Source organism: Flavobacterium sp. 28YEA47A (assembly GCF_041262125.1).
Taxonomy (GTDB): Bacteria; Bacteroidota; Bacteroidia; order Flavobacteriales; family Flavobacteriaceae; genus Flavobacterium.
The window spans coordinates 177,475-200,363 of the sequence record NZ_JBGCCI010000002.1; the positions used below are offsets into that span (position 1 = coordinate 177,475).

Sequence of the window (22,889 nt, forward strand, 5' to 3'; positions counted from 1 at the left end):
TGCGGGTGCAAATTTAGCACAAAAAACATATTGCGCAAATTTTTATTCAATTTTTATTGAATATTTTTTTTTTAGCTTTTCGTTACATAAAAAAGCATTTTCTTTGCAAGTATAAATTTTATTAGTTCTGTATGGTATCTTTCAACTTTAAAAAATGGAATACAATTTTGGGATGGACTACTTTTGCTATTGCATTAGTAACTTACTCCCTGACTGTTGAACCCACATTAAGTTTTTGGGATTGCGGCGAATACATATCCACTGCCGCCAAGCTCGAAGTAGGCCACCCGCCTGGAGCACCACTATACCAAATGATGGGCGCATTCTTCGCTATGTTTGCGACAAATGCCTCACAAGTGGCTTTGATGGTGAATATGATGTCTGTTTTTTCTAGTGCATTTACCATTCTTTTTATGTTCTGGTCGCTGACCTTATTATTGAAAAAGCTGGTTTCAAAATCTTCCGAAATCGATAAAAACACGGCAATCGCTATTTTAGGAAGTGCTTTTGTAGGCTCTTTGGCTTATACTTTCTCAGATAGCTTCTGGTTTAATGCTGTTGAAGCAGAGGTTTATGCAATGGCCAGTTTGCTTATAGCTGTACTATTCTGGCTAGGATTACGATGGGAACAGGATATGGATACTCCTCGTGGAAACCGTTGGCTGCTCCTCATCTCATTGATTGTAGGACTTTCTTTTGGAGTTCACTTCATGGCATTGCTTACAATTCCTTCTATTGGATTCTTATACTATTTCAAACATTACAAGACCGTTACAGTCAAGAACTTTATCATTGCAAATATTGTAGTAGTTTCGATTTTGCTTTTCATATTCAAACTGCTTCTGCCTTTGACAATGGGATTCTTTGGAAAAACCGAAGTTTTTATGGTCAACAGCCTGGGAATGCCTTTTGATTCAGGAACTATTTTTGTCGCATTATTACTTATTGTTCTGTTCTATTTTGGATTAAAATACACTAAACAAAAAGGTTTCGTACAATACAATACCATGATTTTGTGTATCCTTTTCATATTGATTGGATTCTCTACCTGGATGATGTTGCCAATACGTGCCAATGCGAATACAGTTATCAATGAAAACAAGCCATCTGATGCGAGAGAAGTTCTTGCTTACTATAACAGAGAGCAATATGGAGTAAATCCGTTATTTTACGGGCCACAATTTTCAGACACATATGCAGGACTAGATAAGGACAATCCTTATCTTGACAAAGCTCCTAACTACGAAAGAGACTACAAAACCGGAAAATATGTAATCGTAAACAATTACAAAAATGCCGAACAAAATACAGACGACAACCACAAGGCTTTCCTTCCAAGAATGTGGAGTCCGGAGCATGCTGAAAACTACATGACATTCACCCATGTATTAAACTTCAGAATGAACCCTAATTATGCTTACGAGGAAGAACTTCCTCGATATGGCATCAATCCAAACGATTTGTCAGAAGAAGAATTGGCACATTACACATCGCAATTGCGTGCTGAAATGGAGAAAAACGTTGATGAGTTCCGTAAAGCCTATGCTTCAGGACAGATCGACACCGGAGGATACCATAAATTCCTAAAATCTTATGGCGATTACCTAATCATCGACAAGCCAACAACAGCAGACAACTTCAAATTTATGTTCGAATACCAATTTGGATATATGTACTGGAGGTATTTGATGTGGAACTTTACCGGAAGACAAAACGACAATCAAGGAAAATACGACAATCTGGACGGTAACTGGATGAGCGGAATCAATTTTATCGATGAAGCGCGTCTGGGATCGCAACAAAACCTTCCATCTGATGTATTGAATAACAAAGGACGTAATCTATATTATTTCCTGCCTTTCCTACTAGGAATCATAGGATTGATCTATCACGCCAATAAAGACCTGAAAAGCTTTTACGTTCTGCTTGTCTTGTTCCTATTTACCGGATTGGCATTAAAAATTTACCTGAATGAAAGACCATTCGAACCTCGTGAAAGAGATTATGCTTTGGTTGGATCTTTCTATGTGTTTGCCATCTGGATTGGATTTGGAGTCTATGCTATATTTGATTTTGTCAAAAAATGGCTTAGCCCAAAAATTGCCGGACCTGTTGTTATTGCAGTGACATTATTGGCAGCGCCGGTATTAATGGCTTCTCAAAACTGGGACGACCATGACCGTTCTGGTAAGTACACTGCAATCGCTATGGCGAAAGCCTATCTGAATTCCTGTGAGCCGAACGCCATCCTGTTTACCATTGGAGATAATGATACGTTCCCGCTTTGGTATGCACAGGAAATCGAAAATATTAGAACCGACGTTCGTATTGTAAACACCAGCTTGTTTATGACCGATTGGTATATCGACCAGATGAAAGCCAAAGCTTACAGTTCTGAACCGTTGCCGATAAGTTTCAAACACGAACAATATGTTGGAGATAAGCTGGATTATTCAATCCACAGACCTCAAACTGACAAGAGATGGAACATCAATGATTTTATGAATTTCCTTTCATTGAACGACCCAAGAGCGCTGTATGAGCTTCCTAACGGACAAAAAATCCACTATTTCCCGACTAACAAGATCAGGATTCCAATCAATAAGGAAGAAATTATTGCCAACAAGGTAGTTTCTCCTAAATACAATGATTCCATTGTTCCTTATATTGATATTGACATCAAGGACAGGGCACTTTATAAAAACCGCTTGATGATGTTAAATGTCGTAGCCAACAACAACTGGAAACGTCCTATTTACTTCACAGGAGGGAGCTTTGGAGACGATGATTATCTTTGGATGAAAGATTACCTACAGTTGGATGGAATGGTTTACAAGCTTGTTCCTGTAAAAACATCACTTTCAAAAGCTCCTAGCCCTATGGATATGGGACAGATTGATACTGACAAGATGTATAATATCGTAATGAAATGGGATTGGGGCAATAGCGGAAGCACGAAGATTTATCATGATCCGGAAACACGTAAAAACAGCATCAGCTACAGAACAAATCTTGCCCGCTTGATGGAACAGCTAATCAATGAAGGCAAGCCTAAAAAAGCGAAAGACATTATTGATTTGGCTATGAAACAAATGCCAATAGACCAATATGGCTATTATGCTTTTGTGGAACCTTTTGCTGGCGGCTATTATGAAGTAGGTGAAAAAGAAAAAGCGAGGGAAATCCTGAAAAAACTAATGAAAAAGTACCAGGAAAACCTGACTTATTTTAAAACGTTCTCAGCTACCGAACAAAATGATTACTATGTTGACATTGTTACCGATATTGAACGTTACAGAGGATTGCTTGAGGTTATGAGAGATCGCGGAGACAAAGAATTCTACGAAGCAAACAAAAAAGACTTCAATTCTTATAACGCAATGTTTAAACGTTTTGAACGAGATAACGAATAAGACAAAATTCCCGATTTGGGATTTAGGATGTGCCAATTTGAAATTCAAATTGGCACATCTTCTTTAAAAAGATTTGAGATGGGTTTTTGGGTAAAAACAAATTGGTTTATTAAATGGGCTTTTCCAAAATATATTTGGGACATCCCCAACAATGCTAAAACAATCTATCTAACGTTTGACGACGGTCCGATTCCCGAAATTACAGAATGGGTGCTCGACCTATTAAAAGAGAATAACATAAAAGCCACTTTCTTCTGTATTGGCAACAATATTGAAAAACATCCGGGCATCTTCCAGAAGATAATTCAGGAAGGTCATGCAATTGGCAACCACACCTTCAATCACCTGAAAGGATGGAAAACGGCTAAAAAAGAATATATAGAGAATACTGTGTTATGCGAAAAAGCCATTCAACAGTATGCAAATAATAATGGCCACAGATCAAAACTATTTCGTCCTCCGTATGGAAAAATAAAATTATCACAAGCCAAATTACTACAAAGACTTGGCTATACCATTATTATGTGGGATGTTATTAGTATGGATTTTGATAAAAACATCACACCAAAAGAGTGTCTTGAGAATGTAACTAAGAATACATCAAGCGGAAGCGTAATTGTTTTCCATGACAGCATAAAGGCTTTTGGAAACCTTCAAATTGTATTACCTGAAGCAATACGCTATCTAAAAGAGAAAGGATTTGTTTTTGACAAGATCAGTTAAAGCTGTTCTTGTACCAAACCAATTATGGTGTTGGCATCAAGCTCTCCTGATTGCCTCCAAACCATCTGCCCTTCTTTATAAATCATAAGCGTTGGGAGTCCTTTAATACGCAAAGCATCTGCCAATTCCTGATTTTTGTCTACATCAATCTTAATCACTTTTGCCTTGTCTCCCAAAGCAGCAGCTACGTCTCTAATTACTGGGTGCATTGAAACAGACTGTTCATTCCAATCCGTATAAAAATCAATTAAGACCGGTACAGAGGCATTGATAAGTTCTCCAAATTTTGACATAATCGAAAGTTTACTTTGACTTTATTTCTAAATTACAACAATTTTTTATACAAATGTAGCATATTTGCTGAATTATGCTACATTTTCACCTTTTTTTAGTGTGATGACGGTAATTTCTGGCCAAATCCCTACTCTGCCAGGATAAGCATGGAATCCAAATCCCCGATTTACATAGATATAACGTCCTAGATTTTCGTATAGTCCTGCCCATTGCTTGTATATATATTGCACCGGGCTCCACTTAAAAAAGCCTGGAATTTCAATACCAAACTGCAAGCCATGCGTATGGCCGCTCAATGTTAAATGGTATTTTGTTGCATGATTTTTTATCTCATATTCCCAATGTGAAGGATCGTGGCTCATTAATATCTTAAAGTCTGAATCCGTAAGACCTTCAGATGCTTTGGTCAGATCGCCTGCTTTTTTAAAATTATGCCCCCAGTTCTCTACTCCTATCAGAGCAATTTCATCGGTTCCGTTGCTGATTTTCACATTTTGATTGAGCAGTAACTTAAAATCAATCTGCCTGTGCAAATCCTTAATTGCTTCAAAATTCTCAAGTTTTGCTTTATCAGAAGGCCATTCTACATATTCGCCATAATCATGGTTTCCTAAGACAGAATATTTGCCCAGTTTTGGATCGTGTATTTTTTTAAAGGTATCAATCCAGGGATGCATTTCAGTCGCATGCGTATTCACTATATCGCCCGTAAACAAAACCAAATCTGATTGCTGTTCATTAATCAGGTCAATCGCATATTGGATTTTTTCAGGATTATCAAAACTACCGCTGTGTACATCCGATATCTGAGTAATTGTAGTACCATCAAAACTATCCGGAAGGTCAGGAAAAAACAAAGTCTGTTTAATCACCTTAAAGTTATACTTCCCTACCGTCATACCATACAAGAGTGAAACAAAAGGAACAGCTGCCACGCCAAGTGCCATCTGGCTAATAAATTTTCTCCTGTCGGGAAGAAAATGCCCTCTGTCATTATTGCCTAAAAAATGAGTAATAATACCAGAGAAAACACGATAAATATCTTCTCCAAACAAAATAAAAGTCACAACAAGCTTTGGCAAAAAAGTCAGCAAAACAAGTCCGATAGTTATTAATGATTGTCGGTTTTGCCCCACGCTCCTATCAAACTGGGTAAAAGAGTATATGACAAAAACGATGACAGCAAGTGAAATAAGTTGGTATGGAATCAGAATCCATTTTGCCCTTGTAATTGTCTTGAATGCCTGAAATGCATAAAGTTCGACCAAAACAACAAAAGCAATAAAAAATATCCAGCGAAGCATAGTATAGTTTAGAATTTAAGCAAAGTAAATAAATAATGCTACTGCTATTAATTTAATTGGATAAATTTTAACTATAACGGGATTTAACAACTAGGATTGACATCCAATTTTATAATTGAATTATCACATAATAAAATTTGTATGTTAAAATATTTAGAAATCGCAAATACGGAAAGCCGTAAAAAGAATATTTGGCAAAACTAAATTCTGTCTTATTTTTATTTAATCTAAATAAATAACTTTGTGACGTTTACAAACCCACACATTATGAAAAAAATATACTTAGTATTAACTACAATTTTTACCTGCGGCCTGATACAAGGTCAGATATTTGAGGAAGTCGCCAACCAGGCGTTTCAAGGCGTGTTTTATGGTGATTCTGCATTAGGTGATTTTGACAATAACGGAAGAATCGATTTTATAATTTCGGGCGCTAAACCGGGATATACTGGATTTTCAGGACTTTATAAAAATAATAATGGCGCTTTTACAGAAAACATAAATGCTGCCATCAGCCAGATAATGTATTCCTCTATTGCTGTTGGCGACCTTAATGGCGATAACAAACAGGATTTCATCATTACAGGAACAAAAACAGGAGAAAATCCATCAGTCGTTTTTGAAATCTATTATAATAATGGTGATGGTAGTTTTACTAAAAACACAACCTCCGGAATTCCGGGCGTAAACTTTGGCTCCGTAGCAATTGCAGACTTGACAAATGATGGTGTTGCAGACATTGTTATTAACGGAAACTTAGGTTCAGAATACACTACAAAAGTTTTCCAGCAAAACTCTGACGGTACTTTTACAGACCTAAACGCAGGACTGATGGGCACTTACTTTAGTGCTATCAAAGTTTTTGATGCAAATGCTGACGGGTATCCGGATATTCTGGTAACAGGATTCAGCAGCAATTATGTTCCAGAAACAAAGCTCTATACTAATGCTGGAAATGGGATATTTACAGAAAAATCAACAACCATACCTGGTATTTATTTTTCTTCTATCGATGCAATGGACATCAACAACGACGGTCATTTGGATTTGTTGATTTCGGGAACCGACTATACGCCTACTCCAAGCCTTACGATTTATGTCAATGACGGTTTTGGAAACTTTACAGCTCAGGAAAACAATTTTACCGGAACCTACAACGGGAATTCAAAATTTGTAGACTATAACAATGACGGCTTAATCGATATTTTCTCAATTGGGAGTAATGCAGCTGGTACAAATACAGTTGTCTTATACAAGCAAAATCTTGATGGAACTTATACTTTAGACACAGAAAACAGTGCTACAATTGTAGGTGTGAACATGTCAAAAGGGCAATGGCTGGATTTTGACAATGATGGTGACTTGGATTTATTAACCATAGGTTTTGAGGGTGGCGATGTGGCACAAACAAGATTATACAAAAACAAAACAATCAATCAGGAAACTTGCAGTGAGCCAGGAAACAATACAGGAGACTTAGGTTGCGTGACTTTCATTTATGAAGGAACAAGGGTAACTTATACTACTGTACGAGGAAGCGATGGTAATATCTGGCTACAGCAAAATCTTGGTAGTGCCAGCGTTGCCACAGCTCAAAATGATCAGGCCTCTTATGGCGATTTATTCCAATGGGGAAGATGGGATGACGGACACCAGAAAAGAAATTCGACAACAGGAACGGTTCCAACACCAAACAATCCATCAGGACTTGTAACCGGAAACGAAATATTTTATACAGGCTGGTGGTCACCAAACGCTTCAACTGACAAATGGGAAGCCGCTACTCCTTCAGCTGCAACAGATGTAAACGGCTGCGATCCGTGCAAAGCGTTAGGGAACGGATGGAAACTTCCAACCGAAGCAGAATGGGATGCTATCGTAACATCTCAAAATATGCAAAACCCGGCAACTGCTTTTCAGAGTGTTCTAAAGCTTCCCGCATCAGGATACAGAGCCTCATCAGGATCATTTAGTTTCGTAGGCACTAGAGGCTATTTCTGGAGCTCCACAACAAGTTCTACAGGCGCAAAATATTTATATGTAGGAACAACAATTGCCAATCCATCAGCAGGTGCGCCAAGGAGCCAGGCTGCTGCAATCAGATGTATGAAATATCCGCAAACAACACCAAGCTATTGTAATGTTTCTGTAGATTATGATGTAGAACCAATTACAATGGTAAATTTTGCCGATATCAATAACCTGACTTCAGAAGTTGTAAATGCTACTCCGGCTTATGAAGATTTCACTTCAATTGTAGGAAACGTAATGAGAGGGAACACCTATCAGCTTACCGTGAAAGGAAATACTGTAGGCCAATTCGAACATGACATCAGAGCCTTCTTTGATTGGAACAAAGATGGAGTTTTTGATATGCAGACAGAATATTATGCCGCTGTACTGACTCCATCAACAGGAACTGATGCAGTAGAAGCAACCATCAATATTACTATTCCTGCTACAGCTGCTATAGGAGATACCAGGATGAGAATCATCAAAGACCAATGGAATATTTATGAAGAGGGAGATTTCGATGCCTGCCTTAATGCATATTATGGACAAGTAGAAGATTACACCATAAACATTCAGGAAAATTTAGGCACGATTGACTTCAGCAAAAATGATTTCATAGTATATCCAAACCCAACAAGTAGTATTGTCAATATCCAGACAAAAGAAGCCATCAAGAACATTAGCCTTTACAACCATTTAGGACAGCTTGTTGCTACGCAGAAACAAGTTCAGATCAACCTGACAAACCTTGCCAGCGGTATCTATATGGTTCGTATAGATTTTGAAAACGGACAAACTGCCAATAAAAAAATTATCAAGAAATAAACCCAATAACGCTAGTCCCAAAAGTTTGGGACTAGCGTTTATAATTAATCATTTATACTTTTACATGCAAACAAATTACACAAAAACGCTTGCCTTTCTGCTTCTGGTGCTTGTTTATGGAACAACATCAGCACAGATTGTCAATTATGGATTCTCGCAAAGCGCCGGAACCTTTGTAGATTTAACCAATCCGACCCTAATTGCAGAGCCAACAGCTCTGACGGGTTCAGCATCAATCGACGACAATAAATACAATGGAGTTGCTATTCCATTCAGTTTTCCTTTTAATGGAACTACATTTACTGCGCTAAACATCCATGCTGACGGTTTTATCAGCTTCGGAGCAACATCACCAAACGGTAACACTCCCATTTCAGGCAGCCTGACAGCTTATGACGGAGCCATTGCAGCAGTTGCAAATGATATGCACGCCTTATACAATATTGACGGAAGAACGGGTAGTATCAGTACCCAAGAAGTAGGATCAGCACCTAACAGAGAATTTGTCATTCAATGGATGCATTTCAGACCGTATTTAAGTTCTACATCAATCACCAGCTATTTTGACTGGAGTTTCCAAATTCGTTTAAAAGAAAATGGAGAAATTAATATTGTTTATGACCTGAAAGTAACCGGAACACCAACTTCAGCAACAGCACAGGTTGGACTTCGTGGAACTACAACTTCTGATTTCAACAACAGATATTCTACCGGAGTTGCTACAAGTAACTGGATGGTTTCTGCTCCTGGTGCTTCAAATACTTCATCAATGACGTGTAACTCCACTTCATTGCCTAGTTCCGGTTATACATACACATGGGTTCCGCCTTCACCTTGTGTGACTCCTGCATCACAACCTACTGCCCTGACATTTGACGTTCAAGGCATTATCATAAACGGAAGTTTTACAGCATCAAATCCTAGAGCTGACAAATATTTAGTATTGAGAACTCCACAAGGAACCGCTCCTGGTCTTCCTCAAAACGGGACAACTTATGCTACAGGAAATAACACTACGCTTAATGCTTATGTAATCTACAATGGCAGCAATACTAATTTTACAGACAATGCTTTTAGTGGTGTTCAAGGAAATACTGCTTATACTTATACTGTCTATGCCATAAATACTGCCTGCACAGGAGGACCAGTTTATAATACTACAACACCATTGACTTCAAATGTAATAAGTTGTCCGGCTCCAATAAATCAGGTAACTTCTGCAAATCCTACTATGAATAGCTTTGTTTTGAATTGGACAGATCCTACAAACGGAAATGCAGTTCCTTTCAATTATGTTATTGAAGTGGCAACAAATAACGACTTTTCAAGCCCTGTTGCTGGTTCGCCTTTTACACAAACTTCATCACAGACAACATTACTTGTTACCGGATTATCAAGCAACACCAAATATTTTTACAGATTAAGAGCTGTAAGCAATTGCAACGGCGTTTATTCTTCAATTGGAAATATTTCTACACTATGTGAATCCGTTACTGCTCTTCCCTACACAGAAAGTTTTAATGCTGCTGATCTTTCATGCTGGAGTACAAGCCTGGTTTCTGGAACAACTAATTGGGCCTTATCAACTGGAACTTCAGAAGTTCCGGTCAGAGTAACCGGCGAAAGACAAATGAACAAGGCCTATAACAGTTCAAATGCCTTACTTATCAGTCCTCAATTCGACTTTTCTGCACAAACACATGAATTGATTCGCATGAAAGTTTGGATTTACAGAAACACGAGCGGTCATGCTACAGATGTTGTAAAATTCCATGTTAACACAACAAACTCCCTAAGTGGCGCGACAGAAATACTTTCTGTCTCATTAAAAACAACTCTTGAACCTGCAGTTACAGCAGCAGGATGGTACAACTATACTATTGCTATTCCACAATCATATTATGCAGCGCCTTTCTTTGTAATCGCTCAAGGAATAACGAATGGAGGTTCTTCGTCTTATGGATTGGGTATTGATGAGTTTTCATTAGAAGCCATTGCTAATGCAACAGTACCAACCTCTATTATCGTTACAACACAAAACAGCGCTCCGGCAGAAATCACAACTTCAGGAGGAACATTGCAATTAGCAGCAAACGTATTGCCTGTAGAAGCAAACCAAAATATAACCTGGTCAATTGTAGAAGGCAATACACTGGCAACAATCAGTTCTACCGGATTATTAACGGCTATTGTCAATGGTCAGGTAAAAATCCGTGCTACTTCTGTCATTGACAATACAGTTTTTGGAGAACTACAAATACAGCTTAGCAACCAGCCTTTGGTATATTGCACGCCAAACTTCTCACAAGGAACAGAACCTATTACATTAGTTGAATTTGCTGGCATCAGCAATACTTCTCCTGCTTCAACATCAAGTCCGGCTTACGAGAATTTCACTTCAATAGTTGGAAACGTACAAGTCGGAAACACCTATCCTATCCGATTAAAAGGAAACACAAACGGGTCGTATTCAGGTTATTTCAAAATCTATATCGACTGGAACAATAACGGAACTTTTGAAGATAGTGAAGGTCAATCGCTAGGCTACCTCACCAATTCAACAGGAGAAGACACAGTAGAATTAAATGCTGAAATTACGGTTCCAGCAACAGCAACACTCGGAAACGTTCGAATGAGAATAATGAAAAAATACCAATCATCAACAATTCCTGCCTGCAATACGGACAGCTACGGACAGGCCGAAGATTACACATTAAATGTTGAGGAAAATCTTGGTGTTGGCGGTTTTGATAAGACTAATTTCAAACTATATCCAAACCCAACAAATAGCATTGTCAATTTGTTGACCGATTTAGAAATCAAAGATGTAAAAATCTACAACCAACTTGGACAACTAGTTTCAATCCAAAAAACATCACAGATAAACCTGTCTGATGTTACAAACGGAATTTATATTTTCCATATCGATTTTAAAAACGGACAGACTGCCAGGCAGAAAGTCATTAAAAAATAAAGTAATACGTTAGATCCATATCCTTTTTAGTTAGTTTTTTGTTTTTTTATGAAGAACCGGTGCCAATTTATTTAGCATCGGTTTTTCTATTTTTACGTCTTAAGTTTTGTATTTTTGAAAGCTATAGAAACCATTTTTTATGTCACAGCAAAAACGCCTATTTCTTCTCGATGCCTACGCTTTAATCTTCCGAGGCTATTACGCATTTATTAAAAACCCTAGAATCAATTCTAAAGGGATGGATACTTCAGCCATTATGGGATTCATGAATTCCCTTTTGGATGTGATTAAAAGAGAAAAGCCGGATCATCTCGCGGTAGCATTCGATAAAGGAGGCAGCCAGGTAAGAAGCGAAATGTATGCTGAATATAAAGCCAATCGTGATGCTACTCCGGAAGCTATTCAGATTGCAGTTCCTTATATCCATGAATTACTAAAAGCCATGCATATTCCTATCATAGAATATGCCGGATGCGAAGCTGACGACTTAATAGGAACTATTGCAAAACAAGCCGAAAAGCAAAACTATAAAGTATTTATGGTTACTCCTGATAAGGATTTTGCGCAATTAGTTTCAGAAAACATATTTATGTATCGTCCTGCCCGAATGGGGAACGGAATCGAAATCTGGGGCGTTCCTGAGGTGTTGGCAAAATTTGAAATCGAAAGACCGGAACAGGTAGTCGATTTTCTAGGAATGATGGGTGATGCCGTTGATAATATTCCCGGACTTCCAGGCGTGGGAGAAGTCACTGCCAAAAAACTGCTGAAAGAATTTGGCACGATGGAAAATCTTCTTGAAAACACGCATTTGCTGAAAGGCAAGATGAAAGAGAACATAGAAGCCAACAAAGAAAAAGGAATCCTGTCTAAAAAACTGGCCACTATTATTACGGATTGCGATGTAACGTTCAACGAAACCGATTACGAGCTTACCCGTCCTGACATTGAAAAAACCGAAGCTATTTTCCAGGAACTTGAATTCAGGAGAATGGCCGAGCAATTCGATGCAATTTTCAGACCGGGAAGCGCTTTGCCTGCTGCAAACACTCAGTCGGAAGCCAAGCTATATAAAAAACCACAGGCAAAAAATGAAGACCAGTTCGACCTTTTTGCTACTGCTACAGACGAAACAACCGGAGAAGTCAAAACCAGTTTTTACAAAACATTAAAAGACACGGAGCATTTCTACCAATTGGTTGAAGGCGACATGGCAATAAAATTCCTGTTGCAGAACCTGTTAAAACAAAGCAGTGTTTGTTTCGATACGGAAACTACGGGAATCGATCCGCTAATTGCAGAATTGGTGGGTATGTCATTTTCTTGGGAAAAAGGTAAAGGCTTTTACGTTCCTTTTCCTGAAGACCAAACCGAAGCACAGACTCTTGTCAACAAATTCATTCCGTTTTTTGAAGCAGAAGGAATTGAAAAAATAGGCCAGAACCTAAAATACGACCTAAAAGTCCTTGCCAATTATAACGTCGAAGTCAAAGGACAAATATTCGATACCATGATTGCCCATTATCTGATTAATCCGGATATGCGTCACAACATGGATATTTTATCCGAAACCTATCTCCAATATTCTCCACAGTCAATTGAAGAACTGATTGGAAAAAAAGGGAAAAACCAAAAAACTATGCGTGAAGTTCCGGTGGAAGATGTCAAGGAATATGCCGTAGAAGATGCTGACATAACACTCCAGCTGAAAGATGTTTTCAGTAAGGAATTGGATAGCACAAACACTAAAAAATTATTTGAAGAAATAGAAGTACCGCTGGTTCCGGTTCTTGCCGCTATGGAAAAAGAAGGAGTCAATCTCGATGTTGAATTCTTGCACGAGCTATCCAAAGAACTTAAGGGCGATATCCAAAAGCTGGAAAACCAGATTTATGAAAATGCAGGAGAAAAGTTCAATCTGGCTTCTCCGAAACAATTGGGAGAAATTTTATTTGACAAACTCAAGATTGGCGGAACCAAACAAAAAAAGACCAAAACCGGACAATATGCTACCGGCGAAGAAGTACTTTCTTATTTGGCATTATCAAGCCCATTTGTTCAGGACATACTCGATTGGCGACAATTAGTAAAGCTGCTTAACACTTATGTAGATGCTTTGCCTTTACAAGTCAGCCCAAAAACAGGAAGAGTTCATACCGATTATATGCAGACGGTAGCAGCAACAGGCCGTCTTAGCTCCAATAATCCAAACTTGCAGAATATTCCAATCCGTACGGAAAGAGGCCGTTTGATTCGAAAAGCATTTATTGCAAGAGATGAAAATTATACTTTAGTTTCTGCCGATTATTCTCAAATAGAATTGCGCATTATCGCAGCATTGAGTGGTGATCCGGAAATGGTAAAATCATTCCAAAATGGAGAAGATATTCACGCTTCCACAGCTGCAAAAGTTTTCAATGTTGCTTTGGAAGATGTTACCCGCGAACAAAGAAGCCATGCAAAAACTGTAAACTTTGGAATTGTTTACGGTGTTTCTGCTTTTGGATTAAGCAACCAGACATCGCTTTCAAGATCTGAATCTAAAGATCTTATTGACGCCTACTATCTGACCTATCCACGATTGAAAGCCTATATTCAGGAACAAATTGAATATGCGAGACAACACGGTTATGTACAGACAATATTAGGAAGAAGACGTTATCTAAAAGATATTAATTCACAGAATGCCGTTGTTCGTGGCGCTGCTGAACGAAATGCTGTCAATGCTCCAATACAGGGAAGCGCAGCAGATATTATCAAAATAGCCATGATAAATATCCACAAACGCCTAAACGAAGAAAACTGGAAAAGCAAAATGTTGCTTCAGGTACACGATGAACTTGTTTTTGACGTTCATAATAGTGAGCTTGAAAAAATCCAACCAATGATCAAGCAGGAAATGGAAAATGCCTTTAAACTGGATGTTCCATTAATCGTAGATCTTGGCAAAGGACATAATTGGCTGGAAGCTCATTAAACCTGCTAAATGTAACAGAAACAGGTAAAGTACGACCTATAAACAATCATTCTAAATCACACAATGAAAAAAACAGCCCTATTTTTATGCCTGCTTTTATGCCTGAATTCTTTTGGACAGGATCGAATCAGCAAATCAGTCAGTATTCCCTTTACCTTATTGGGAAGTGGCCATATTTTAGTAAAAGCGAAAATAAACAACATAGAAGGAAATTTCATTTTTGATACGGGTGCCGGACTTAATCTATTGACAAAGAAATTTGCAGACAACATAAAAGATCTAAAAAAAACAGATGGTTTTTATACCGGCCATAGAGCTACAGGAGAACAGATTATAGCGGATTTTTGGGACACCGAAAGTTTTGAAATCGGAAGTCAGAAATTAAACGCCCAAAAATTCACAGTCCTTGACATGGATTTTCCAGTAGATGGCCTGATCTCGTTATTGCCTTTCAGAAACATTCCGATCTCAATTGATTATAAGAACAAAGTATTGATTTTAGAAACAGAAAAATCAGTAAAAGAACTGGCAAAAAAAGGTATTTCTCTTCCAATCCAGGTTTCAGATGAGTTAGGAAAAGCTTTAGACATTGCCACCTATGTAAAACTTAATGACAAACTTGTTGTACAGATGAATTTAGACAGTGGCGCGGGCTTTAATGTTTTCAGATTTAATTCAAGATATATGCAGTCGTTGGGGATTGACCCTTCAAAAACAGAAATGAAACATCAGAAAAGCGATTTCAAGCCGACCGAAGGAAACAATTATTATTACACCAATCTTTCTAAAATAGCCGCACAATCAAATAATAAAATTTCAGTTTCTGACTTCAAAGCTACTTTTATCGAAGGATTGATTTATGAAGCTATCGGAAGCATAAACTGGCTTGGAGATAAGATTACGATTGACATCCAAAATAAAAATATGATCATCAATAATTAGGATTTATCACTTAAAAAAAGATCCCATGAAAAAAATATTCTTATTCCTGTCTATTTCCCTATCCTTAAATACATTCGCACAAAGCGAAACGCGATTTGAAAAAATTGACAGCCTGATGAATTATCTGGCTTCGAATAATAAATTCATGGGAAGCCTCGCTATCCGAAATAACGACGAGATTGTTTTTGAAAAATCCTATGGCTATGCTGATGTAAAAAACAAAATTAAGGCAGACAATCAGACACGATACAAAATTGGTTCCATCACAAAAACATTTACATCTGTAGTCATCTTACAACTTATTGAAGAAAAAAAACTGACGCTCGACACCAAACTATCTAAATTCTTCCCTACGATACAAAATTCAGAAGATATAACTATTGACAATCTTCTTAGCCACTCTAGCGGCATTTACAGCTTTACGAACGACCTCGATTATCCGGTATATGCCAAATTACCAAAAACACGAAGCGAGCTAATGAAGAAAATCAAAGCAGGCAAGCCTGTTTTTGAACCGGGAGAAAAAGCAGAATATAGCAATTCCAATTATGTAATTCTGGGATGGATTATTGAGGACCTTACCAAAAAAAGCTACGCAGACAACATCAACACCCGAATTATACAAAAATTAGGATTAAAAAATACCGGGTTTGCTACTGGTGCAAAAAACGAAGCCCTTTCCTATGAATGGGATGGAAAAAACTGGAAGGACGCCCAAAAAGAAGATATGTCTATTCCGGGCGGAGCCGGAGCCATTTTATCGTCTGCTTCTGATTTAACCAAATTTATCAATGCCCTGTTTTCAGGAAAATTACTAAAACAACCTTCTTTAGATTCTATGATTACTATCGAAAAAGGATACGGAAAAGGAATTTTCGCTATGCCTTTTGCCGAAAGGAGATTTTATGGGCATTCGGGCGGAATTGAAAGTTTTACTTCCAGTTTAGTGCATTATCCAAAAGAAAAGCTGAGCATTGCATTGCTTGACAACGGACAAGGTTATGACACGGACGGAATAATGATTGGAATCTTAAGTATTTACTACAAAATGCCTTACCGATTCCCTAATCTGAAAACTGCTACCGTAGATGTTGCCATCCTTAAAAAATACGAAGGGACCTACTCCGACCCTAATTTCCCGTTAAAGATTACGATCAAGGAAGAAAAAGGTGTGTTGATCTGTCAGGCAACCGGGCAGGAATCTTTCCCGCTCAATCCTTTAAGCGATACAAAATTCAATTTTGATCCTGCAGGTCTGGAATTGGTCTTTTCGCCAAATGCTATGACTATACTGCAAGGCGGTCATGAATTTAAACTCACTAAAGAAAAATAAAAACATAAAAAAGCCCACTATTAAGTGGGCTTTTTTATGTTATGATAACTTTCGGGTAGATTCTCTTTGGCGAAGTTCGGTTTTTATAACCGTTGTTCGATACGTATATTCTTCCTCTTTACTTTCCAATTTTTCAATAAGCATCGCAGCCGCTTCTTCTCCTATTTCAATACCATGCTGGCTGATGGTAGAAAGACTTGGTGTTAATCTGCGCGACCATACTCCGTCTGCAAATCCAATCACACAAAGTTCATCCGGAATTTTGATTCCTTTTTTGATAGCCATTTTCATTGCCATAGTTGAAGCATGTTCGTCTAACGCAAAAATACCATCAATTGTTTGGTTATTGATAAGCTCATTCAGCCTGAAATCAAATTCGTCCGGATTATCGGTGCGGATTATCAAATCTTTATTGATTGCAATATCATTATCATGTAGTGCTTTTGCATATCCTTGCGCTCTTAATTTTGCCACGCTCAAATTATCAATCGCTGTTAGCAGCGCTATGTTTTTGCAACCCAATTTTATCATATGATTCACGGCATTTACCGAAGAATCAAAATCATCAACAATTACTTTATCGCAATTGATCTCGTCAGAAATCCGGTCAAACATTACAATAGGAATGCCTTCAGAAATGGCATCCTTGAAATGCTTAAATTCTTGCTGTTTTTGTGTCTCTTCAGCAATAGACAAGATAAATCCATCAATCGTTCCATTGCTAAGCATGTCTATCGTGTGAATTTCTTTCTTCAAAGATTCGTTAGTGATACAAGTAATCACGTTATAACCTTTTTCGTTTGCTTTCTTTTCAATTCCACTAAACACTTTCGCAAAAAACGGATTCAGGATATTTGGAATGATAACCCCGATAGTCTTTGTGCTTCTGTTTTTCAGATTGATGGCAATATTATTAGGCTTATAATTTTTAAGTTTTGCAAATTCCTGAATTTTAATTTTTGTAGGCTCACTAATTTCCGGGCTGTTGCTCAACGCTTTAGAAACTGTAGAGACAGACACGTTCAATTCTTTGGCTATTTGCTTTAGGGTTGCTTTTGGTTTCATCACTGTTCATATAATAAAGGAAATGTAAAGTAAGTGAAAAATTGGAAATTATTCTTAAAATTTAAATTAAACCTTAAAAACAACGGAATAGCTATTGTGCAATACCAGGCTTTCGAGAATCAATCTATTTTTGAAATAATAGCTCACCACACCTTCAAATTAATAAAAAATCAAAAAAAATACAGTTTATACAGAATAAAACCAACGCAAACACTTCTCAACATGGTAATTATATAATATTTTCTTAAAACCATTAACATTCTTTCTGCGTAAGTAATTTAATTAAGGTTCCTGTTGGCACCTGAAATCGACCAATTAATTATTAACCTTTTAAATGCTTACTTATGAAAAACGCAGTAACTGTAAAAGAACAGCTTACTTCGGGAACCAACCGAAGAAGTTTCTTAAAGATTAGCGGACTCACGATGGCAGCTACAGGATTGCTCCTGACCGGTTGCAACAATGACGATGACTCCACAAACAATGGCCCTTATGCCCCGGGAGTACGAAATGGCAAATTCGATCTTGGTAGCGGTGATCTTGGAGTCTTGACCTATGCATATGCATTGGAACAACTTGAAGCCGATTTTTATACTCGAGTTGTCAACCTGAATAATTTTGGAGCACTTTTTAATAGCGAAGAACAGCAGGTGCTTTCTGACTTATATGCTCATGAAGTAATTCACAGAGAATTCTTTAAGGCAGCTTTGACCGGAGCCTTATCCAATCCTTCTACTCAACTTCTTCCTGCACTACAATTCAACTTCAGTACCGTGAACTTTAATAGTAGGAGCTCTATTTTAGGAACTGCAAAAGCCTTAGAAGATACGGGTGTTGCAGCTTATAATGGAGCCGGAAGATTAATCACAAGTACAGAGTATTTGTTACTAGCTGGAAAAATTGTTTCGGTCGAGGCCAGACATGCATCTGCCATAAGGAGCTTGATTAATCCTAATTCGAATGATTTTGCAGGCGATGATGTTGTTAACGCTTCAAACGGTCTGGATGTTGCTAAAAACCCATCGCAGATACTTCCGGTGGCCGGTGGTTTCATCACAACAGAATTCACAGCTACCTATTTACCTTAAACACTAACCAACAAAATTAGAAATTATGAATCTATTAAAATTTATAGAGTCCTTTACTGATGACAACTTGATGAAGAGTACAGGCTCCCGAAGAGACAGTTTTGGGCAATTTGGACAATTAGGCAAAAATTTAGCCCTGGCCTCAATCCCATTAGGACTGGCCGCATTTACCAACAAAGCCTTTGCTTCTGATATAGGACCTACACCAAGCACACCGATTGGAGCTTTGCAACTTGCCCTGACGTTAGAATATCTTGAAGATGAGTTTTATCGATTAGGATTAGAATCCGGCGTTATTCCAACCGGCGGAAGAGACGAAAAAGTATTCATGCAGATTGCGAAGCATGAAGCCAGCCATGTAGAATTTTTGATTGCCGGACTTGGAGCCAATGCAGTTACAAAACCAACATTTGACTTTACAGTTGGAGGCGCTTTTGATCCTTTTAATACAACAGGAATAGGAGCCACAGCAGCATATCAGCAATTTTTAGTACTGGCACAGGCTTTTGAAGATACCGGAGTAAGAGCTTATAAAGGACAGGCTGGTAATCTTATATCGACACCTGATTTATTGACTGCCGCTTTACAGATCCATTCTGTTGAAGCCCGTCATGCATCAGAAGTAAGACGACTGCGAGGACTCAAAGGATGGATTACCGGAAACCAAAGAGGAGCCGGAATGCCATCTGCTACACAAGCAGTTTATGACGGAGAAGAAAATGTAATGCAGGCAGGATTTAACACCAGCACAGTAAATAACGGATCATTAGGACCTGCCATTCCGGGATTGGCAGGATCAGAATCCTATGACGAACCGCTCACTACACAACAATCTGTCACTATAGCCAATCTGTTTATTGTATAAAATCACTTATTCCTATATTTAGCAAACCATCTAAGCCATTTAGATGGTTTTTTTATTCCAAAGCTAGCTTATACTATCTTATTGAATCAGCAAATCAAAAATAATCCGTACATTTGCCTTACTTCATTTCCAGATTTTCAATCTGATAATCAGCCTTTAAAATAATCTTTTATATGTGTTTGCATTTAAAAATAATTATTGTACTTTTGCAACCCCTTTATTGGGGATGGAATGTTTAATTAAAATAAATTATTGTGAACACATTAAGCTACAAGACAATTTCAGCGAACAAAGCCACTGTAACGAAAGAGTGGATTGTTGTTGATGCTGAAGGTCATAACTTGGGCCGTCTTGCTTCAAAGGTCGCTATGATCCTTAGAGGCAAATACAAGCCAAGTTATACACCGCACGTGGACTGTGGAGATAACGTAATTGTTATCAACGCAGAAAAAATCAACCTTACAGGTAACAAATTGGATGACAAAATTTACATGCGTCACACCGGTTACCCAGGAGGTCAAAGAACTTTGACTGCTAAAGTATTACAGACAAAAAACCCTGCATCTTTAGTAGAAAAAGCAGTAAAAGGAATGCTACCTAAAAACAAATTAGGCGCACAACTTTTCAGAAATTTAAATGTTGTTGTAGGTTCTGAGCACTCTCACGAAGCTCAAAAACCTAAAACTGTTAACCTTAACGATCTTAAGTAATGGCTACAATTCACAAAATCGGTAGAAGAAAAACCGCTGTTGCTCGTGTTTATGTTACAGAAGGAACTGGAAACATCACGGTAAACAAAAAAGAATTTACAACTTACTTCCCGACTGCAACTTTACAGTACAAAGTTTTGCAACCTCTTTCTATGACTGAGAATGCTTCAAACTTTGACGTAAAAGTAAACGTTTATGGTGGTGGTTCAACTGGTCAAGCAGAAGCTGTAAGAATGGCATTGGCTCGCGTAATGTGCGAAGTAAACGCTGAAAACAGAGCTATCTTGAAACCAGAAGGTTTATTAACGAGAGACCCAAGAATGGTTGAGCGTAAGAAATTCGGTCAGAAGAAAGCTCGTAAGAGATTCCAGTTCTCTAAACGTTAATATTACCCGTCTTTTCGGTAACAGAAGAGACATCGTTCATTTATTATTCAAAACAATGTTGTTAATCCCTGTCGAGGCAGGAAATTAGTTTAGCATCTAAATGTATTCAGCCGGTAAGCCGCCATTTATACATTGCTAATCAACAGAACGTAAACTATTATTAAAATGGCAAACAAAGTAGAAGTTAAAGAATTACTAGAAGCAGGTGTTCACTTCGGACACATGACTAGAAAGTGGGATCCAAACATGGCTCCTTACATCTATATGGAGCGTAATGGAATCCACATTATCAATCTATATAAAACTGCAGCTAAAATCGAAGAGGCTAATGAAGCTTTGAAAAAAATCGCTGCATCAGGTAGAAAAATATTATTCGTTGCTACCAAAAAACAAGCAAAAGATATCGTAGCTGAAAAAGCAGCTGCAGCAAACATGCCTTACATCACTGAAAGATGGCCAGGTGGTATGTTGACTAACTTCGTAACTATCAGAAAAGCGGTTAAAAAAATGGCTTCTATTGATAGAATGAAGAAAGACGGTACTTTCATGACATTATCTAAAAAAGAACGTTTACAGGTTGATCGTCTTCGTGCAAAATTAGAGAAGAACTTAGGTTCTATCGCTGATATGTCAAGACTTCCTGCTGCATTGTTCGTTGTAGACATTAAAGCTGAACACATCGCGATTAAAGAAGCTCAAAAATTAAACATTCCAGTTTTCGCAATGGTAGATACAAACTCTGACCCAAGAGAGGTAGATTATGTAATCCCTGCAAATGACGATGCTTCTAAATCAATTGAGAAAATTTTATCTTTAGTAACTGCTGCTGTTATTGAAGGTCTTTCTGACAGAAACACTACTTCTGACAAAGAAGTTGAACAGCCAGTTGACGAAGCTACTGACGCTCCAAACGAGACTGTAGAGGCTTCAACTGAAGAATAATTTAAATTAGATTCCAATTTTTAAATTCCAATTTCCAGATAAATTACAATACGTTGATAATTTAATAAACTTGGGATTTGGAATTTAGACTTTGGAATTTTTTATTTTTAACCCTTAAAAAAAACACACTAAAATGGCAACTATAACTGCTGCAGATGTAAATAAATTAAGAACCCTGACTGGTGCTGGAATGATGGACTGCAAAAAAGCGCTTGTTGAGGCTGACGGTAACTTCGATCTAGCTATCGAAAACCTTCGTAAAAAAGGCCAAAAAGTAGCTGCTAACAGGTCTGATAGAGAATCTACTGAAGGTGCTGCTATCGCTGTTGTAAATGCAGACAAAACTTCTGGTGTTGTTATCTCATTGAACTGTGAGACTGACTTCGTTGGAAAAAATGAAGGTTTCGTAAAGTTGGCTACAGATTTGGCTAACCTTGCTTTAAACTTCAAAACTAAAGAAGAATTTTTGGCAGCTGATTTCAACGGAATCACTGTTGCTGATAAATTAATCGAGCAAACTGGAGTTATCGGAGAGAAAATCGAAATCGGTTCTTTCGAAAGATTAGAAGGTGCTTTCGTTGGATCTTACATCCACGCTGGTAACAAAATCGCTACTTTAGTTTCTCTTTCTGCTAATGTTCCTGGTGCTGAAGAAGCTGCTAGAAACGTTGCTATGCAGGCTGCTGCTATGAACCCAATCGCGTTAGACGAGGCTGGTGTTGATGCATCTATCATCGAAAAAGAAGTAGAAATCGCTAAAGATCAATTGCGTCAGGAAGGAAAACCAGAAGCTATGTTAGATAACATCGCTAAAGGTAAAATCCAACGTTTCTACAAAGACAATACATTGGTAAACCAGGATTACATTAAAGATGGCGCTGTTAGCGTTTCTGGATATGTAAAATCTGTTGATGCAAACTTGACAGTTACTGGTTTCAAAAGAGCTGCTTTAGGATAATCTCCTGAAACTATCTTATATACTGATCCCGCTTCATCCGAAGCGGGATTTTTATTTATATTTGGATCAAAATCGAA

At 37.9% G+C, this 22,889-nt stretch carries 16 protein-coding genes; 13 read left to right on the forward strand and 3 right to left on the reverse strand.

The features are described 5' to 3' along the window. Positions 1-131 precede the first annotated feature (131 nt). Both ABH942_RS03355 and ABH942_RS03360 read left to right on the forward strand, forming a co-directional pair. On the forward strand, positions 132-3,413 hold the full coding sequence (locus ABH942_RS03355; protein WP_370029577.1) for a DUF2723 domain-containing protein: 3,282 nt from the start codon (positions 132-134) through the stop codon (positions 3,411-3,413). 78 nt (positions 3,414-3,491) lie between these two features. After that, positions 3,492-4,136 carry a polysaccharide deacetylase family protein gene (locus ABH942_RS03360; RefSeq protein WP_370029578.1) on the forward strand — a complete coding sequence of 215 codons (645 nt, stop codon included), beginning with the start codon at positions 3,492-3,494 and terminating at the stop codon, positions 4,134-4,136. Here the strand turns inward: ABH942_RS03360 and ABH942_RS03365 are convergent. Together ABH942_RS03365 and ABH942_RS03370 are read right to left on the reverse strand one after the other, a co-directional pair. Next, positions 4,133-4,429, reverse strand: coding sequence for a co-chaperone YbbN (locus ABH942_RS03365; RefSeq protein ID WP_056068034.1), 297 nt, complete (start codon positions 4,427-4,429; stop codon positions 4,133-4,135). The two genes, ABH942_RS03360 and ABH942_RS03365, sit on opposite strands and share 4 nt — an antisense overlap. Before the next feature lie 72 nt (positions 4,430-4,501). Further along, positions 4,502-5,734 carry a metallophosphoesterase gene (locus ABH942_RS03370; protein WP_370029579.1) on the reverse strand — a complete coding sequence of 411 codons (1,233 nt, stop codon included), beginning with the start codon at positions 5,732-5,734 and terminating at the stop codon, positions 4,502-4,504. A gap of 267 nt (positions 5,735-6,001) precedes the next feature. Between ABH942_RS03370 and ABH942_RS03375 the strand changes: the two genes are divergently transcribed. From ABH942_RS03375 to ABH942_RS03395, 5 genes are all read left to right on the forward strand, one after another. Further along, the gene (locus ABH942_RS03375; protein ID WP_370029580.1) at positions 6,002-8,572 is read left to right on the forward strand and encodes an FG-GAP-like repeat-containing protein; all 2,571 of its coding nucleotides are present in this window, start codon (positions 6,002-6,004) and stop codon (positions 8,570-8,572) included. A 64-nt stretch (positions 8,573-8,636) separates the two neighbouring features. Then, complete coding sequence (locus ABH942_RS03380) at positions 8,637-11,546, forward strand: GEVED domain-containing protein (RefSeq protein ID WP_370029581.1); 2,910 nt, start codon at positions 8,637-8,639, stop codon at positions 11,544-11,546. Between the two features lie 139 nt (positions 11,547-11,685). Beyond that, on the forward strand, positions 11,686-14,523 hold the full coding sequence (gene polA, locus ABH942_RS03385; RefSeq protein WP_370029582.1) for a DNA polymerase I: 2,838 nt from the start codon (positions 11,686-11,688) through the stop codon (positions 14,521-14,523). A gap of 63 nt (positions 14,524-14,586) precedes the next feature. Further along, the gene (locus ABH942_RS03390) at positions 14,587-15,465 is read left to right on the forward strand and encodes a retropepsin-like aspartic protease (protein ID WP_370029583.1); all 879 of its coding nucleotides are present in this window, start codon (positions 14,587-14,589) and stop codon (positions 15,463-15,465) included. 25 nt (positions 15,466-15,490) lie between these two features. Further along, a complete protein-coding gene (locus ABH942_RS03395; RefSeq protein ID WP_370029584.1) occupies positions 15,491-16,798 on the forward strand; it encodes a serine hydrolase domain-containing protein in 1,308 nt (435 codons plus the stop codon). Positions 16,799-16,837: 39 nt separating this feature from the next. Here the strand turns inward: ABH942_RS03395 and ABH942_RS03400 are convergent, their stop codons facing one another. Continuing rightward, positions 16,838-17,863 carry a LacI family DNA-binding transcriptional regulator gene (locus ABH942_RS03400; RefSeq protein WP_370029585.1) on the reverse strand — a complete coding sequence of 342 codons (1,026 nt, stop codon included), beginning with the start codon at positions 17,861-17,863 and terminating at the stop codon, positions 16,838-16,840. Between the two features lie 344 nt (positions 17,864-18,207). Here ABH942_RS03400 and ABH942_RS03405 point away from each other — a divergent pair, with 344 nt between their 5' ends. The 6 genes from ABH942_RS03405 (at position 18,208) to tsf (ending at position 22,812) form a co-directional block, all read left to right on the forward strand. Then, entirely contained in the window at positions 18,208-18,951 is a 744-nt protein-coding gene (locus ABH942_RS03405; protein ID WP_370029586.1) for a ferritin-like domain-containing protein, read from the forward strand. Between the two features lie 25 nt (positions 18,952-18,976). Further along, positions 18,977-19,816, forward strand: coding sequence for a ferritin-like domain-containing protein (locus tag ABH942_RS03410; protein ID WP_370029587.1), 840 nt, complete (start codon positions 18,977-18,979; stop codon positions 19,814-19,816). Positions 19,817-20,070: 254 nt separating this feature from the next. After that, the gene (gene rplM / locus ABH942_RS03415) at positions 20,071-20,526 is read left to right on the forward strand and encodes a 50S ribosomal protein L13 (RefSeq protein ID WP_140001724.1); all 456 of its coding nucleotides are present in this window, start codon (positions 20,071-20,073) and stop codon (positions 20,524-20,526) included. Then, positions 20,526-20,912, forward strand: a complete 387-nt coding sequence (rpsI, locus tag ABH942_RS03420) for a 30S ribosomal protein S9 (RefSeq protein ID WP_121375330.1) — start codon at positions 20,526-20,528, stop codon at positions 20,910-20,912. The genes rplM and rpsI overlap by 1 nt, the downstream gene beginning before the upstream one ends. A gap of 165 nt (positions 20,913-21,077) precedes the next feature. Next, a complete protein-coding gene (gene rpsB / locus ABH942_RS03425; RefSeq protein WP_056068008.1) occupies positions 21,078-21,854 on the forward strand; it encodes a 30S ribosomal protein S2 in 777 nt (258 codons plus the stop codon). 133 nt (positions 21,855-21,987) lie between these two features. Next, on the forward strand, positions 21,988-22,812 hold the full coding sequence (gene tsf, locus ABH942_RS03430) for a translation elongation factor Ts (protein ID WP_140001722.1): 825 nt from the start codon (positions 21,988-21,990) through the stop codon (positions 22,810-22,812). Positions 22,813-22,889: the final 77 nt, after the last annotated feature.

Coding starts and splice junctions, on each gene's coding strand:
- ABH942_RS03355 (WP_370029577.1), top strand. CDS start 132: ATGGTATCTTTCAACTTTAAAAAATGGAATACAATTTTGGGATGGACT.
- ABH942_RS03360 (WP_370029578.1), top strand. CDS start 3,492: ATGGGTTTTTGGGTAAAAACAAATTGGTTTATTAAATGGGCTTTTCCA.
- ABH942_RS03365 (WP_056068034.1), bottom strand. CDS start 4,429: ATGTCAAAATTTGGAGAACTTATCAATGCCTCTGTACCGGTCTTAATT.
- ABH942_RS03370 (WP_370029579.1), bottom strand. CDS start 5,734: ATGCTTCGCTGGATATTTTTTATTGCTTTTGTTGTTTTGGTCGAACTT.
- ABH942_RS03375 (WP_370029580.1), top strand. CDS start 6,002: ATGAAAAAAATATACTTAGTATTAACTACAATTTTTACCTGCGGCCTG.
- ABH942_RS03380 (WP_370029581.1), top strand. CDS start 8,637: ATGCAAACAAATTACACAAAAACGCTTGCCTTTCTGCTTCTGGTGCTT.
- polA (WP_370029582.1), top strand. CDS start 11,686: ATGTCACAGCAAAAACGCCTATTTCTTCTCGATGCCTACGCTTTAATC.
- ABH942_RS03390 (WP_370029583.1), top strand. CDS start 14,587: ATGAAAAAAACAGCCCTATTTTTATGCCTGCTTTTATGCCTGAATTCT.
- ABH942_RS03395 (WP_370029584.1), top strand. CDS start 15,491: ATGAAAAAAATATTCTTATTCCTGTCTATTTCCCTATCCTTAAATACA.
- ABH942_RS03400 (WP_370029585.1), bottom strand. CDS start 17,863: ATGAAACCAAAAGCAACCCTAAAGCAAATAGCCAAAGAATTGAACGTG.
- ABH942_RS03405 (WP_370029586.1), top strand. CDS start 18,208: ATGAAAAACGCAGTAACTGTAAAAGAACAGCTTACTTCGGGAACCAAC.
- ABH942_RS03410 (WP_370029587.1), top strand. CDS start 18,977: ATGAATCTATTAAAATTTATAGAGTCCTTTACTGATGACAACTTGATG.
- rpsI (WP_121375330.1), top strand. CDS start 20,526: ATGGCTACAATTCACAAAATCGGTAGAAGAAAAACCGCTGTTGCTCGT.
- rpsB (WP_056068008.1), top strand. CDS start 21,078: ATGGCAAACAAAGTAGAAGTTAAAGAATTACTAGAAGCAGGTGTTCAC.
- tsf (WP_140001722.1), top strand. CDS start 21,988: ATGGCAACTATAACTGCTGCAGATGTAAATAAATTAAGAACCCTGACT.